Genomic DNA, 13,640 nt, shown 5'->3' with positions numbered 1-13,640 from the left:
ATTTTTCTGTCAATCCGTTATTTTTCATTTTCATTTGTTTGTTGTTGAAAAATAAGCGTACTTTATTACATCGCCCTCTAGACAGGCTTTTTTGCTTGAATATACTTAGTCATCTCAATCACATAACTATTAGACCAATCACGATGACCGTTCATGACTATTTGCTCAAATTCAGGAAAGTCAGCTCAACAGAAAGTCTGGAAAAACTCTTTGATCACCTCAATTATTCTCTGACAGACAGTCAGGAAATCATCAACATGTATCGTGCTGCGGACCATCGGCGGGCTGAGTTGGCATCCGGCGGGCGCTTGTTCGATCTCGGCTGCGTGCCAAAATCCGTCTGGCATCACGTTCTGTAGTTGTTCGCAACAAAAAGAATAGTTATGCAATAATTTCCTTCCGGGATATTACGCAGAACGCTCCGCTCGTTACTGTATAATAGCCCGGCGCTTCTGTTATTAAGCGAATCTGATCTTCCGCCCCTTGAAGGGGACGGCGATAACCCTACTTTGGGTATGTTGTCGAAAACCCAACAATGCCTGATAATAGTCCGGTTTTGTTTTCTAGGCACCGTAATGACCGAATACGCATTGCTCTTTGTTAGCATCCTTCTGGTAAATAATTTCGTCTTAGTGAAGTTTCTTGGGCTGTGCCCCTTTATGGGCGTGTCCAAAAAACTCGAGGCGGCGATTGGCATGGGCATGGCGACCACGTTTGTGATGACGCTGGGCTCCATGTTCTCTTGGCTTATCAACGAATTTATTCTCGTTCCGCTCGATATTCTCTATTTGCGCACCATGGCCTTTATTTTGGTGCTCGCCGTGGTGGTGCAGTTTTCCGAGATGTTCGTGCGCAAAGTCAGTCCTGAGCTATATCGCCTGCTGGGGATCTTCCTGCCGCTGATTACCACCAACTGTGCGGTGCTTGGCGTGGTTCTCCTCAACATCAACCTGTCACACGGTTTCCTGCAATCGACGATTTATGGTTTCGGCGGCGCGGCCGGCTTCTCGCTGGTGATGGTACTTTTTGCCGCCATTCGTGAACGCCTTGCCGTGTCGGATATTCCTGCGCCGTTCCGCGGTTCGTCTATCGCGCTGATCACCGCTGGCCTCATGTCGCTGGCGTTTATGGGCTTTACCGGACTGGTGAAATTCTGATGACCGCTATCTGGATCGCCATTGCGGCATTAAGCGCCCTCGCGCTGGCATTCGGTCTGGTGCTCGGCTACGCCTCCCGTCGGTTTGAAGTCGAAAACGATCCGATCGTGGAAGAAGTGGAAGCCATGCTGCCACAAAGCCAGTGCGGTCAGTGCGGCTACCCTGGCTGTCGGCCGTACGCCGAAGCGGTCGCGCTGAACGGTGAAAGTATTAATAAATGCGGCCCTGGCGGCGAAGCGATGATGCTGAAGCTGGCTGAAAAACTCAATGTCGATCCGCAGCCGCTGGAAGGTGACGCCGATGTTCAAGCTCCCGCACGCCATGTTGCCTGGATCGATGAAAGCAACTGCATCGGCTGCACCAAGTGCATTCAGGCCTGTCCGGTTGATGCCATCATCGGCAGTACCAAAGCGGTACACACCGTCGTCAGCGATTTGTGCACCGGCTGCGATCTCTGCGTCTCCCCTTGCCCGACGGACTGTATCGAATTACGTCCTATCGCGCCGACTCCCGCTAACTGGAAATGGGATCTCGATACGATTCCAGTACGCGTTATTCAAGTAGAACGACATGCTTAAGCTGTTTTCCGCCTTTAAAAAAGACAGGATCTGGGATTTCGACGGAGGTATTCATCCGCCGGAAATGAAGACGCAGTCCAGCCAGACGCCGCTGCGCCAGATCCCGCTGCCAGAACAGTTCATTATTCCGCTCAAGCAGCATCTTGGCCCAGAAGGCGAGATCTGCGTCAGCGTCGGCGATAAAGTCCTACGCGGCCAGCCGTTAACGCGGGGAAAAGGCCGCACGTTGCCCGTTCACGCCCCGACGTCGGGAACGGTGAACGCGATTCGTCAGCACACGACGGCACATCCGTCTGGTCTGTCCGAACTCAGCATCATCATCGTGCCGGATGGCGACGATCGCTGGTGCGAACGCCAAACCTTGACGGATTACCGTGAACAAAGCGTTGATACCCTGCTTGCCCATCTGCATCAGGCTGGCATTGCGGGCTTAGGCGGCGCAGGTTTCCCTACCGCGGCCAAGTTACAAGGCGGGATGCGCGGGATTGAAACCCTGATTATCAACGGCGCAGAGTGTGAACCCTATATCACCGCTGACGATCGACTCATGCAGGAGTGCGCCGAAGAGATTATTCAGGGCGTCGAGATTCTGTCATTCCTGTTGCAGCCGAAACGTATTCTGATTGGGATCGAAGATAACAAACCGGAAGCCATCAGCGCCCTGCGACTGGCATTGGGTGAACGCAGCGACATGCAGTTGCGCGTCATCCCAACCAAATACCCATCAGGCGGTGCCAAGCAGCTCACCAAGATTCTGACTGGCAAGGAAGTCCCATTCGGTAAACACTCCGCCGCCATTGGCGTACTGATGCAGAACGTCGGAACGGCTTTCGCCATCAAACGCGCCGTGATCGACGGCGAGCCGCTCACTGAACGTGTGGTCACACTGACCGGCGAAGCGTTGCGCCAGCCCGGCAACGTCTGGGCACGACTGGGGACACCGGTGCGCCATCTGCTCAAACAGGGCGGCTTCCACGTCAATAAGCAGCCGATGGTGGTGATGGGTGGACCGCTGATGGGCTTTACCCTGCCGTCGCTGGATGTCCCTATCGTTAAAATCAGCAACTGCCTGCTCGCGCCGTCACATACGGAAATGGAGCCGGTTGCTGAAGAACAATCCTGCATTCGCTGTAGCAAATGTGCCGATGCCTGTCCGGCAGGACTGTTACCGCAGCAGCTTTACTGGTTCAGTCGCGGGCAAGAACACGAAAAAGCCCGCAATCACCATCTGTTTGACTGCATCGAATGCGGTGCCTGTGCTTACGTCTGCCCCAGCAATATTCCGCTGGTGCAGTATTACCGTCAGGAAAAGGCCGAAATTCGTGCCATCGACGAAGAGGCACAGCGTGCCGCGCAGGCCAAAGTGCGCTTTGATGCCAAACAGGCTCGTCTGGAGCGGGAAAAAGCGGCACGCGAACTGCGCCACAAAAAGGCGGCGGCTAGCGTCTCCACCACGGATAAAGATGCCGTTCAGGCCGCACTGGAGCGCGTACGCCGTAAGCAAACCGCCGCAACAGAGGTCGGTTCGCCAATCGAGGTCATCCCCGATGCACAGCCGGATAACAGTGCCGCCATCGCCGCGCGTGCTGCCCGCAAAGCACAGGCTCGTGAAGAACAGTTACGCGAAGAACGTTCACGTGAACAACAGACGCAGCAGGAAGCGCCTGCGGTCGAGGTTCCCTCTGCCGAGCTTGACGATCCCCGCAAAGCCGCCGTGGCCGCTGCCCTGGCACGGGTTAAAGCGCGTAAGGCTGCACAGCAATCTGAGGCCGTGAGCCCAGAAAGTACGGACGAAGCGGCAACTCTTGCGGTTTCCAACGTGGTGGCAGAACCTATCGCCGCCGTTGAAGCACAAGAACCAGAAGATCCGCGTAAGGCTGCTGTTGCCGCTGCTATCGCACGCGTTAAAGCCCGCAAAGCCGCACAACAGCCTGCAACAACCAAGGAAGAGCCTGTTTCGGCGGCTGCTCCTGACGTAGTCGCAGAACCGACTGCTGTTGTTGAAGTACAAGAGCCGGAAGATCCGCGTAAAGCTGCCGTTGCCGCCGCTATCGCTCGCGTTAAAGCTCGCAAAGCCGCGCAGCAAGCTGCAACAAATATGGAAGCGCCTGTTTCGGCGGCTGCTCCTGACGTAGTAGCAGAACCGATTGCCGTTGTTGAAGTACAAGAGCCGGAAGATCCGCGTAAGGCTGCCGTTGCCGCCGCTATCGCTCGCGTTAAAGCCCGTAAAGCCGCGCAGGCATCGTCATATCAAGAGGAATAAATGGCTTTTAGAATTGCGAGTTCACCGTTCACACATAACCAGCAGCGCACGCAGCGCATCATGCTGCTGGTCATTCTAGCCTGTCTGCCGGGTATGTTGGCGCAGTATTACTTCTTTGGCTACGGTAACCTGATTCAGGTCGGGCTGGCGTCTGCCACCGCGCTTGTCGCAGAAGGTGTGACACTGTCACTGAGGAAGTTTGCCGTACGCACCACGTTGGCAGACAACTCCGCACTATTGACCGCCGTGCTGCTCGGCATCAGCCTGCCGCCACTTGCTCCCTGGTGGATGGTGGTCATGGCAACCGTCTTCGCTATCATTATCGCTAAACAGCTGTATGGCGGCTTAGGGCAAAACCCTTTTAACCCCGCGATGATTGGCTATGTGGTGCTGCTGATCTCTTTCCCGGTTCAGATGACAAGCTGGCTGCCGCCCGTTCCGCTGCAAACCATTCCCGTCGGTTTCCATGATGCGTTAGTTATCATTTTTACCGGACACACGCCTGACGGGTACACCATGCAGCAGCTGATGCACAACGTTGATGGCGTCAGTCAGGCTACCCCGCTGGATACGTTTAAAACCAGCCTGCGCTCTGGCCAAACGCCGCAAGACATTCTGCAACAGCCGATGTTTGCTCAATCGCTGTCCGGTATTGGCTGGCAATGGGTGAATATCGGTTTTCTTATCGGCGGACTGTTTTTGCTGATGCGCGGCACCATTCGCTGGCATATTCCGGTCAGTTTCCTGCTGTCGTTGATGTTCTGCGCCTCGCTAAGCTGGATCATTTCGCCAGAGAAATTCGCGCCACCGATGCTACATCTGCTGTCCGGGGCAACGATGCTCGGCGCATTTTTCATCGCAACCGATCCCGTTACCGCATCAACCACCAACCGGGGGCGCCTGATTTTCGGGGCACTGATTGGGTTACTGGTTTGGCTGATTCGTACCTACGGCGGCTACCCGGACGGCGTCGCGTTTGCCGTTCTGTTGGCAAATATCACCGTACCGCTGATCGACTATTACACCAAGCCACGCGCTTACGGCCACCATCGCTGAGGAGACGCCCATGATGACGACAATGCGCCGCCACGCGACAACACTGGCCCTGTTTGCTGCTGGCACGACAGCATTAACCGCCGTGGTGAACATGTTAACGGAACCGACGATCTCGCATCAGGCGATGCTGCAGCAAAAAATGCTGTTGGATCAGGTGGTTCCTGCCGAGTTATACAACAGTGACATGCAAAAAGAGTGTTACGTTGTCACTAATCCTGCACTCGGATCGTCAGCGCCGCACCGCGTGTTCATCGCCCGTCAGAATGGTGAACCGGTTGCCGCCGCACTGGAAAGTACCGCGCCGGATGGCTATTCTGGTGCTATTCGGCTGCTGGTCGGGGCTGATTTTCACGGTAAGGTACTCGGCGTTCGCGTTACCGAGCATCATGAAACGCCGGGGCTGGGTGATAAAATCGAAGTACGAATTTCTGACTGGATCACCCGATTCAGCGGACAAACGGTACAGAACGAGCAGGATGCCCGCTGGGCAGTGAAGAAAGAAGGCGGAATGTTTGATCAATTTACCGGCGCCACCATTACGCCGCGCGCCGTCATTAACAGCGTAAAACGCAGCGCCCTTTACCTGCAAACGCTGCCGTCACAAATCAACACGCTGTCCGCCTGTGGAGAGAACCAATGAGTCAGACCAAAGCACTTTTCATTGAAGGGTTATGGAAGAACAACTCGGCACTGGTTCAATTGCTGGGCCTTTGCCCCCTGCTGGCCGTGTCATCAACCGCGACTAACGCGCTGGGATTAGGGCTGGCAACCACGCTGGTTCTCACCTGTACCAACATGGCCGTCTCCGCGCTGCGTCGCTGGGTACCGGCGGAAATCCGTATTCCCATTTACGTCATGATCATCGCCTCGGTGGTCAGCACCGTACAGATGCTGATCAACGCCTACGCCTATGGCTTATATCAATCGCTGGGGATTTTTATCCCGCTGATCGTGACGAACTGTATCGTTATCGGCCGGGCAGAAGCCTTTGCCTCCAAGAATGCAGTTTTCCCTTCCGCCATTGACGGTCTGGCAATGGGTTTGGGCGCGACCAGCGCACTGGTGGTGCTCGGTTCTTTGCGCGAAATTCTGGGTAACGGCACGCTATTCGACGGCGCAGATTTGCTGCTGGGCAGTTGGGCTAAAGCGCTGCGCATTGAGGTTGTTCACCTCGATTCCCCTTTCCTGCTGGCGATGCTGCCACCGGGCGCGTTTATCGGTCTGGGACTGTTGCTGGCGGTGAAATATTTGATCGATGAGAAAATGAAACAACGCCGAGTCCGTGCCGCTGCCGCCGAAGGGAAAACCACGCCAGTGACGGGTGCCGTAGGGGAATCGTTGTGAATAAGACCAAGCGGATTGAGATTTTAACGCGTTTACGCAACAACAATCCCCATCCGACGACTGAATTACATTTCAGCACGCCGTTTGAACTGCTCATTGCCGTGCTGCTTTCCGCTCAGGCAACCGATGTCAGTGTGAACAAGGCAACCGCAAAGCTCTACCCTGTTGCCAACACGCCGGAAGCCCTGCTTGAGCTCGGCGTAGACGGCGTGAAAGGCTACATCAAGACAATCGGCCTGTTTAACAGCAAAGCGGAAAACGTCATCAAGACCTGCCGTTTATTGCTGGAAAAACATCAGGGACAGGTTCCTGAAGATCGCGCCGCGCTGGAAGCCTTACCCGGCGTAGGACGAAAAACGGCAAACGTCGTCCTGAATACCGCGTTTGGCTGGCCGACGATTGCCGTTGATACGCACATCTTTCGCGTCAGTAACCGGACAGGATTCGCTCCGGGTAAAAATGTCGAACAGGTAGAGGAAAAACTGCTGAAAGTGGTTCCGGCAGAATTTAAAGTCGACTGCCATCACTGGCTCATCCTGCATGGTCGTTACACCTGTATTGCCCGTAAACCGCGCTGTGGTTCCTGCCTGATTGAAGATTTATGTGAATTTGGCGAAAAGGTCGACGTCTAATCTACTGTGGTCTGGTGGAATCTCTCTCACCAGACCTTCTTCTCCGTTATTCCTCACTCCGCCTCGTCTTTTACTCTCTCACTCGCAAAGCGAGCCACGTGCTGTCCGCATCTTACTGCTCAAACAACGATGCGCTCAGGCGGTTTATTCGATGTGCTGTAGCGTATTCTTCTATCAAAAAACCTGTATAAAAGTACAAGTAACCACTATTTAAGGCTAATAAGTTATTTTTAATAGAAAATTTAGTGATTGAAAATCACATGAAGTGATTATATCGATATTTATCTTATTGCTTGCTATTGATGTATTTTTATACTCACTGCATATTTAGTGATATGCAAAAGATTAAACCGCATATTCATTCATAGTTAATGATATTGTCTTGATTTTAAGTAAAAGGCAGATTATATCCCTTTTATGAAAAACAAATAGGTAAAACCAATATAATCATTTGAAGCAAAAGAAAGTTATGAAATTAAACTCTGCATAATATTTAATTTCTAGTTTTATCCAACAACCAAAACCACTTGTAACAAAACATGTCAAATGACTTGCCTGTCCGTAAAATCACGTCAATATAGCGCCGTTTTTCCTCCCCATAACTAGTCAAAAGAGGTGGCAGTTTCACTGTTTCACTCTTGTTATTTTCTCGTTAAAAAAAACGAGATAGGTAAAATCAGAGGTCTTTGTGTCAACAGCAAACAACAACAGCGAATCCCCTGAAAGCGTCAGCATGAACGCTTTCAAACAACCAAAAGCGTTTTATCTCATCTTTAGCATCGAGCTGTGGGAGCGTTTTGGTTACTACGGTCTGCAAGGCATTATGGCGGTTTATCTGGTCAAAATGCTGGGCATGTCCGAAACCGACTCCATTACCCTTTTCTCCTCATTCAGTGCGCTGGTATACGGTTTCGTCGCCATTGGCGGCTGGCTGGGTGATAAAGTCCTCGGCACGAAACGTGTGATCGTACTGGGTGCCATCGTGCTGGCGATCGGGTACACCATGATTGCCTACTCAGGCCACAGCGTGACGTGGGTGTATATCGGTATGGCGACCATTGCCGTCGGTAACGGATTGTTTAAAGCCAACCCGTCAGCCCTGCTGTCTACCAGCTATGCGAAAGACGACCCGCGCCTGGACGGTGCTTTCACCATGTACTATATGGCGGTGAATATCGGCTCCTTCTTTTCTATGCTGGCGACACCGGTACTTGCCGCGAACTATGGCTGGAGCGTGGCCTTCTCCCTGAGCGTAGTGGGTATGATTCTGACGCTGGTTAACTTCATGTTCTGCCGCAAGTGGGTCAGAACACAAGGTTCTCAGCCAGATTTCCAACCGATCAATCTGCCGAAGCTTGCGGTCACGCTCGCGGGTATTGTCGCGCTGGTCGCCCTTTCCACCTGGTTGCTGCACAACCAGAGCATCGCACGTTGGATTCTGACACTGATTTCACTGGCCGTTGTCGCCATCTTCATCAAAGAGATGCTGGCGGTGCGCGGAGCAGAACGCCGGAAAATGATTGTCGCGCTTCTGTTAATGCTGGAAGCGGTCGTCTTCTTTGTGCTGTACAACCAGATGCCAACATCGCTGAACTTCTTTGCTATTCGCAACGTTGAGCACTCGATCTTAGGCTTTACCTCTGAACCAGAGCAGTATCAGGCGCTCAACCCGTTCTGGATTATGGTTGCCAGCCCGATTCTGGCTGCGGTTTACAACAAAATGGGCGACCAGCTGCCAATGGCGCACAAGTTTGCGATTGGTATGGTGCTGTGCTCTGGCGCGTTTCTGGTGCTGCCGTGGGGCGCTAGCATGGCAAACGAACACGGTATTGTGTCCGTCAACTGGCTGATCCTCTGCTATGGCCTGCAAAGTATCGGGGAGTTGATGATCTCCGGTCTGGGTCTGGCGATGGTCGCTCAACTAGTACCACAGCGTCTGATGGGCTTCATTATGGGTGCCTGGTTCCTGACGTCAGCCGGTGCCGCCATTATCGCAGGCTACGTTGCTAATATGATGGCCGTACCTGAGAACGTCGTAGACCCGCACGCGTCTCTGGAAATTTATAGCAATGTCTTCATGCAGATTGGTATCGTCACGGGCATCATCGCCGTTCTGATGCTGCTGACTGCGCCGAAACTGACGCGCATGACGCAGGATGTCGCCACTACGACAGCATCCGCCTGATAACCAGCCTGAGCCCCTCACGCCGATATGTGCGTGAGGAGTGATGAGCAAAGCGTTTGAATGATAAAAAGCCAGACAGTGTCTGGCTTTTTTACGTTGGTTGGTCCGTCCTGAATGACGTTTACTTCACGGGCAGCGTCACATCTTTGAACATCGCTTCAATTTCATCATTCGAACGCAGCGCAACGGCAGAATCGACGACGTCACGCGTTAAGTGCGGCGCAAAGCGCTGGATGAAATCGTACATGTAACTGCGCAGGAACGTGCTGCGGCGGAAGCCAATTTTCGTCGTGCTGTAGCTGAAGATGCTGTTCGCGTTGATGGTCACCAGATCGGTTTCCGTCTGCGGATCGACCGCCATATTCGCAATAACCCCGACACCCAACCCTAAACGCACGTAGGTCTTAATCACATCGGCATCCGTGGCGGTAAAGACAATGCGCGGCGTAAGGCCAGCGCGGTTAAACGCGGTATCCAGCTCAGAGCGCCCGGTAAAACCAAAGGTATAGGTGACGATAGGATAAGCGGCCAGTTCTTCGATGGTGATATCGGTCTTAGACGCCAACGGATGATCCGGTTTGACCACCACCGCGCGATTCCAGTGGTAGCACGGCAGCATGATCAGATCGTCGTACAAATGCAGCGCTTCGGTCGCAATAGCAAAATCCGCAGAGCCTTTCGCAACGGCCTCAGCAATCTGCGTCGGCGAGCCCTGATGCATGTGCAGCGACACGCGAGGATAGCGATCGATGAAGCCTTTAATGACGCTTGGCAGCGCGTAACGCGCCTGCGTGTGCGTGGTCGCTACATACAACGACCCTTTATCGGGATAGGTGTGCTCTCCGGCAACCGCTTTGATGGCATCGACTTTCGACAACACTTCACGCGCGATGCGGATGACTTCCTGTCCGGCTGGTGTCACCTGTGTCAGGTGTTTTCCACTACGGGCAAAAATCTGAATGCCCAACTCATCCTCCAGCATGCGGACCTGTTTACTGATCCCCGGCTGGGAGGTGTACAACCCTTCTGCGGTAGAAGACACATTCAGGTTGTGATTAACAACTTCAACAATATAACGAAGCTGTTGTAGTTTCATAATTTATCCCATTCCCAATTGAAGTGTGCGCGTGGCATCTCACAACGTTCTGACGACGTTCCGTTTTATTGATTTTGATTGCGTCTTAACCATCTGGCGCATATTTCCATCAATTAATGTCATTTAATCATAAAAACTATTTTTATATAACCATTTCTGCATGGCGGCAGCGATAAAGAATGCGGTGCAGGCGATTATCACCGAGGTAAACCGCATCATTCTCTATCACGGATCAACAATCGTCATGCTACCGCAGGACAATCTTCATACATCTGTTTTATCTGGATATTTTCTGCGATCAAAAAAGCCAGCCTCGCGGCTGGCTTGATGTAGCGATGTTTTACACATAACTCAGTATGCGCAAGGTTACTGAAAAGAAATTACTTCTTCCCTTCAACCCATTTTCCATCGATGTAAAACGCTGACCAGCCCGTTGCCTTACCGTCTTTCTCGGACGAGACATATTGCTGTTTGGTCTTACGGCTGAAACGCACCTGCGTTTTGTTGCCGTCTTTATCGACCGCTGGCGCTTCCGCCAGATAGCGCAGTTTTTCCGGTAAACGATCTTTGAATCGCATCAGTTCTTCTACCAGCGGAGCCCGCGTTTCGCGAGATTTCGGGAACGTATTGGCCGCAAGGAAAACCCCTGCTGCGCCATCACGCAATACGAAATAGGCATCAGACTTCTCGCAAGGCAGCTCAGGCAACGGCACCGGATCTTCTTTCGGTGGCGCAACATCGCCATTACGCAGGATCTTACGCGTGTTACTACAGGTCTCGCTGGTGCACGCCATGTATTTACCGAAACGACCCATTTTGAGATGCATTTCGGAGCCACACTTCTCGCACTCAACAATCGGGCCATCATAGCCCTTGATGCGGAACTCACCAGCTTCGATCTCATATCCGTCACAGGCTGGGTTATTCCCGCAAACATGCAGCTTGCGCTGATTATCAATCAGGTAGCTGTCCATCGCCGTACCACATTTTTCGCAGCGACGACGGGCACGCAACGCGTTGGTTTCGGCGTCGTCGCCTTCCAACACGTTCAGTACTTCAGTTTCCGGTATCAGGTTGATCGTGGTCTTACAGCGCTCTTTCGGCGACAGTGCATAGCCGGAACAGCCCAGGAACACCCCGGTACTGGCAGTACGGATACCCATTTGACGAGAGCAGGTTGGGCAATCAATGCTGGTCAATACCATCGCATTGGGGCGCATACCGCCTTCTTCAGGATCCTGCTCTGCTTTTTCCAACTGCTGGCTAAACTCGTTGAAGAATTCATCCAGTACCGCTTTCCATTCTGCCTGATTATTGGCGACCTGATCGAGGCGGCTTTCCATCCGTGCGGTGAAATCGTAATTCATCAGTTCGCGGAAGTTTTCTTCCAGTCGATCGGTAACGATTTCCCCCATTTTCTCGGCATAGAAACGGCGGTTTTCCACTCGAACGTAGCCGCGATCCTGAATGGTGGAAATAATAGAAGCATAGGTAGACGGACGGCCAATCCCACGTTTTTCCAGCTCTTTAACCAGAGAGGCATCGCTGTAACGTGCCGGTGGTTTAGTGAAGTGTTGCCCTGGCAGCAGTTTCTGCAGCGACAGAGGCTCGCCCACTGCCACGGTCGGCAACGTGCGATCTTCATCATTCTTACGCAGCGCAGGCATGACTTTCGTCCAGCCATCGAAACGCAGCGTACGGCCTTTGGCACGCAACTGATAATCGGCAGCTTCCACGATTAACGTGGTGGAATCGTATTGCGCAGGCGTCATTTGGCAGGCGACGAACTGACGCCAAATCAGCTGATACAGCTTCTGCGCATCGGCTTCCATATCTTTCAGATTGTCAGCCAGCACGCCGACATCAGAAGGACGAATTGCTTCGTGCGCTTCCTGCGAGTTTTCTTTGCTGCTGTAAAGGTTCGCTGACTCCGGCAGATAGCGCTTGCCGAACTCTTCGCCAATATAACCGCGCACCATCGTCAAGGCATCCTGACTGAGGTTCGTTGAGTCGGTACGCATGTAGGTAATGTAACCCGCTTCGTACAGACGCTGCGCCATCATCATGGTCTTTTTCACGCCGAAGCCAAGGCGCGTACTGGCAGCCTGTTGCAGCGTGGAGGTGATGAACGGCGCGCCCGGTTTGCTGCTGGTCGGCTTATCTTCACGATCGGCAACCACATAACGCGCGTTTTCAAGCAGGCTGACCGCTGCATGCGTTTGTTCTTTATTAACCGGTTTAAACGGCTTGCCGTTGTGGTGCGTCACCTGCATTTGCAGTTGAATATCGCTGCCGGCTAGCAAATCAGCGTGCAGTTCCCAATATTCTTCCGGCACGAACGCTTTGATTTCACGTTCGCGATCGACAATCAGACGCACTGCAACCGACTGCACGCGCCCAGCGGACAGGCCACGGGCAATTTTTTTCCACAGCAGCGGGGAAACCATGTAACCCACCACACGATCCATAAACCGGCGCGCCTGCTGGGCATTCACGCGGTCAATATTCAACGTATCGGGTTTTTCAAACGCCTGTTTAATGGCATTTTTCGTGATTTCGTTAAACACCACGCGGCTGAAACGCTGATCGTCACCACCAATGATTTCCCGCAGGTGCCAGGCAATGGCTTCCCCTTCGCGGTCAAGGTCGGTTGCGAGATAGATGTGGTCGGCATTTTCCGCCAGCGTTTTTAATTCGGAGACAACCTTCTCCTTACCCGGCAGTATTTCGTAGTTGGCTTTCCAGCCATGATAAGGGTCGACGCCCATACGATTAACTAGCGCGGATTTCTCATCCTTTTTGACTTTCTTTTTCGTTTTATCTTTAGTCGTTGAGTCCGCGCTCTTTTTACTGACTGAGCCACTCGTCGGCAGATCGCGCACATGACCGACGCTGGATTTCACCACGTAGTCATTGCCTAAATACTTATTGATCGTTTTGGCTTTTGCCGGGGACTCGACGATAACGAGAGCTTTACCCATATGTACTATTACCTGCTGAATTCTTCTGAAAATCAGATATTTTTCGGGGCATCCAGAGCGGATTCTACTGACTGCGCAAAATCCCACACTCTACCTGATAAATATTGCCACGCAACCTAATTAGCATGGAAACCCTGTTTTATCCGCCTCCTGCCACACTGAATATCGGCAGGTAAGCACCTAAAATGTAGTCCATTTGTATCATAATCTACGCTTTACGCTGAAACCGTATCGCAGTACCCTTTCTCTTGATGCGACTTTGAAATAACCGCATTGCGTTTTGAAATCGCGGTATTGATTTTAGAAATAGCCTTGTTGATATAGTGCAACGCCCCCTTTTTTCAAGGG

Annotated in this window: 11 protein-coding genes; 9 read left to right on the top strand and 2 right to left on the bottom strand. The window is 52.6% G+C overall.

Annotated elements, in window-relative coordinates; genetic code table 11:
- The first annotated feature begins 143 nt into the window (after window positions 1-143).
- The 9 genes from ydgT to dtpA all read left to right on the top strand — a co-directional run bounded on the left by ydgT (window position 144) and on the right by dtpA (window position 9,215).
- Window positions 144-359 carry a transcription modulator YdgT gene (gene ydgT, locus HP572_RS08475; RefSeq protein WP_010275188.1) on the top strand — a complete coding sequence of 72 codons (216 nt, stop codon included), beginning with the start codon at window positions 144-146 and terminating at the stop codon, window positions 357-359.
- 216 nt (window positions 360-575) lie between these two features.
- Complete coding sequence (gene rsxA / locus HP572_RS08470) at window positions 576-1,157, top strand: electron transport complex subunit RsxA (RefSeq protein ID WP_010275190.1); 582 nt, start codon at window positions 576-578, stop codon at window positions 1,155-1,157.
- On the top strand, window positions 1,157-1,735 hold the full coding sequence (gene rsxB / locus HP572_RS08465; RefSeq protein WP_039473065.1) for an electron transport complex subunit RsxB: 579 nt from the start codon (window positions 1,157-1,159) through the stop codon (window positions 1,733-1,735). Before rsxA ends, rsxB begins: the two co-directional genes overlap by 1 nt.
- A complete protein-coding gene (rsxC, locus tag HP572_RS08460) occupies window positions 1,728-3,998 on the top strand; it encodes an electron transport complex subunit RsxC (protein WP_240585321.1) in 2,271 nt (756 codons plus the stop codon). Before rsxB ends, rsxC begins: the two co-directional genes overlap by 8 nt.
- A complete protein-coding gene (rsxD, locus tag HP572_RS08455) occupies window positions 3,999-5,054 on the top strand; it encodes an electron transport complex subunit RsxD (protein ID WP_240585320.1) in 1,056 nt (351 codons plus the stop codon).
- A gap of 10 nt (window positions 5,055-5,064) precedes the next feature.
- A complete protein-coding gene (rsxG, locus tag HP572_RS08450) occupies window positions 5,065-5,694 on the top strand; it encodes an electron transport complex subunit RsxG (RefSeq protein WP_240585319.1) in 630 nt (209 codons plus the stop codon).
- On the top strand, window positions 5,691-6,398 hold the full coding sequence (locus HP572_RS08445) for an electron transport complex subunit E (protein ID WP_240585318.1): 708 nt from the start codon (window positions 5,691-5,693) through the stop codon (window positions 6,396-6,398). Before rsxG ends, HP572_RS08445 begins: the two co-directional genes overlap by 4 nt.
- Window positions 6,395-7,030: an endonuclease III gene (nth, locus tag HP572_RS08440; protein WP_240585317.1), complete on the top strand. Its 636-nt coding sequence runs from the start codon at window positions 6,395-6,397 to the stop codon at window positions 7,028-7,030. Before HP572_RS08445 ends, nth begins: the two co-directional genes overlap by 4 nt.
- Before the next feature lie 688 nt (window positions 7,031-7,718).
- The gene (gene dtpA / locus HP572_RS08435) at window positions 7,719-9,215 is read left to right on the top strand and encodes a dipeptide/tripeptide permease DtpA (protein WP_240585316.1); all 1,497 of its coding nucleotides are present in this window, start codon (window positions 7,719-7,721) and stop codon (window positions 9,213-9,215) included.
- Between the two features lie 121 nt (window positions 9,216-9,336).
- On the opposite strand, the gene cysB is transcribed toward dtpA, so the two are convergent.
- Together cysB and topA are read right to left on the bottom strand one after the other, a co-directional pair.
- Window positions 9,337-10,311, bottom strand: a complete 975-nt coding sequence (cysB, locus tag HP572_RS08430; RefSeq protein WP_005968651.1) for an HTH-type transcriptional regulator CysB — start codon at window positions 10,309-10,311, stop codon at window positions 9,337-9,339.
- A gap of 380 nt (window positions 10,312-10,691) precedes the next feature.
- A complete protein-coding gene (gene topA / locus HP572_RS08425) occupies window positions 10,692-13,292 on the bottom strand; it encodes a type I DNA topoisomerase (protein WP_240585315.1) in 2,601 nt (866 codons plus the stop codon).
- Window positions 13,293-13,640 lie beyond the last annotated feature (348 nt).

This window comes from Pectobacterium sp. PL64, assembly GCF_022477975.1.
Lineage (GTDB): Bacteria > Pseudomonadota > Gammaproteobacteria > Enterobacterales > Enterobacteriaceae > Pectobacterium > Pectobacterium jejuense.
Note: the sequence above shows the minus strand (reverse complement) of the source record. Positions and strands in the feature narration are given on the sequence as shown.

Bases quoted from the DNA above. Each gene is read 5' to 3' on its own strand.
- rsxG (WP_240585319.1), top strand. From the start codon at position 5,065: ATGATGACGACAATGCGCCGCCACGCGACAACACTGGCCCTGTTTGCT.
- rsxA (WP_010275190.1), top strand. From the start codon at position 576: ATGACCGAATACGCATTGCTCTTTGTTAGCATCCTTCTGGTAAATAAT.
- rsxC (WP_240585321.1), top strand. From the start codon at position 1,728: ATGCTTAAGCTGTTTTCCGCCTTTAAAAAAGACAGGATCTGGGATTTC.
- topA (WP_240585315.1), bottom strand. From the start codon at position 13,292: ATGGGTAAAGCTCTCGTTATCGTCGAGTCCCCGGCAAAAGCCAAAACG.
- ydgT (WP_010275188.1), top strand. From the start codon at position 144: ATGACCGTTCATGACTATTTGCTCAAATTCAGGAAAGTCAGCTCAACA.
- HP572_RS08445 (WP_240585318.1), top strand. From the start codon at position 5,691: ATGAGTCAGACCAAAGCACTTTTCATTGAAGGGTTATGGAAGAACAAC.
- cysB (WP_005968651.1), bottom strand. From the start codon at position 10,311: ATGAAACTACAACAGCTTCGTTATATTGTTGAAGTTGTTAATCACAAC.
- rsxD (WP_240585320.1), top strand. From the start codon at position 3,999: ATGGCTTTTAGAATTGCGAGTTCACCGTTCACACATAACCAGCAGCGC.
- rsxB (WP_039473065.1), top strand. From the start codon at position 1,157: ATGACCGCTATCTGGATCGCCATTGCGGCATTAAGCGCCCTCGCGCTG.